At 46.4% G+C, this 1,182-nt stretch carries 8 tRNA genes; all 8 read right to left on the minus strand.

Going from position 1 to position 1,182, the window contains the following annotated elements:
* Positions 1–158: 158 nt before the first annotated feature.
* Positions 159–232: transfer RNA gene (locus AWH49_RS04860), tRNA-Ile, on the minus strand.
* A gap of 12 nt (positions 233–244) precedes the next feature.
* Positions 245–318 (minus strand) — tRNA-Gly (locus AWH49_RS04865).
* Positions 319–410: 92 nt separating this feature from the next.
* Positions 411–486 (minus strand) — tRNA-Phe (locus AWH49_RS04870).
* Positions 487–495: 9 nt separating this feature from the next.
* A tRNA-Asp gene (locus tag AWH49_RS04875) sits at positions 496–572 on the minus strand.
* Between the two features lie 5 nt (positions 573–577).
* Positions 578–651 (minus strand) — tRNA-Met (locus AWH49_RS04880).
* Positions 652–669: 18 nt separating this feature from the next.
* Positions 670–762: transfer RNA gene (locus AWH49_RS04885), tRNA-Ser, on the minus strand.
* 94 nt (positions 763–856) lie between these two features.
* Positions 857–932 (minus strand) — tRNA-Ala (locus tag AWH49_RS04890).
* A gap of 15 nt (positions 933–947) precedes the next feature.
* Positions 948–1,021 (minus strand) — tRNA-Pro (locus AWH49_RS04895).
* Positions 1,022–1,182 lie beyond the last annotated feature (161 nt).

Below are 1,182 nucleotides of genomic sequence, written 5' to 3' on the forward strand. Positions count from 1 at the left end.
GGATTTACAGTCCGCCGCGTTTAGCCACTTCGCTACCCCTCCATGTAAAGGACTGCTAGGAAAACTGGTTTTGGTGTTAGAGAACTTGCCCTCACCTAGCCTACACAGTCTAATTCAGTTGCTCTATCAATTATCACTGATCTATTACAAGAATAAAATGGGCCTGAATGGACTCGAACCATCGACCTCACGCTTATCAGGCGTGCGCTCTAACCAGCTGAGCTACAGGCCCATTATGTATAAATGGAGCGGGTGATGGGAATCGAACCCACGACATCAGCTTGGAAGGCTGAGGTTTTACCATTAAACTACACCCGCTAAAAGATAAAAAAACCAGACTTGGTGTCTGATCAAAATAGAACCTACACCCCAATTAATTAACTACTTCCCCATAGCTGCCATAATTAAAATGGTGGCTCAGGACGGAATCGAACCGCCGACACAAGGATTTTCAGTCCTTTGCTCTACCAACTGAGCTACTGAGCCATTTAAAAATGGCGGTCCGGACGGGACTCGAACCCGCGACCTCCTGCGTGACAGGCAGGCATTCTAACCAACTGAACTACCGGACCAACGATTGCGGGGGCAGGATTTGAACCTGCGACCTTCGGGTTATGAGCCCGACGAGCTACCGAGCTGCTCCACCCCGCGATAATAATAAAATAAAAATGGAGGAGGGAAGGGGATTCGAACCCCTGCGGGATTTGACTCCCCTGTCGGTTTTCAAGACCGATCCCTTCAGCCAGACTTGGGTATCCCTCCATAAGATAAACAATTCGAGCGATAGACTAGAACTTATAACTAGGTGGATTATGAATCCATATGTTCTAACTAGTACCCCTGTAAAGTAAATAATTGGTGGAGCCTAGCGGGATCGAACCGCTGACCTCCTGCGTGCAAAGCAGGCGCTCTCCCAGCTGAGCTAAGGCCCCATTATTCATTAAAGATCGGGAAGACAGGATTCGAACCTGCGACCCCTTGGTCCCAAACCAAGTGCTCTACCAAGCTGAGCTACTTCCCGATGTTAAAATTGATTTTTTTTAAACATGTATTGTTGCACTCAAGAGATGTATTATTCCTAAATTTTTGAAAATCAGCCAAATTCTCGATCCAAATTAAGCTATGTTCACAGCTATTTACTTTTCTTAATAATAAATGGTGCCGAGAACCGGAATCGAACCG

The organism is Domibacillus aminovorans (assembly GCF_001643235.1).
GTDB classification, from domain to species: domain Bacteria; phylum Bacillota; class Bacilli; order Bacillales; family Domibacillaceae; genus Domibacillus; species Domibacillus aminovorans.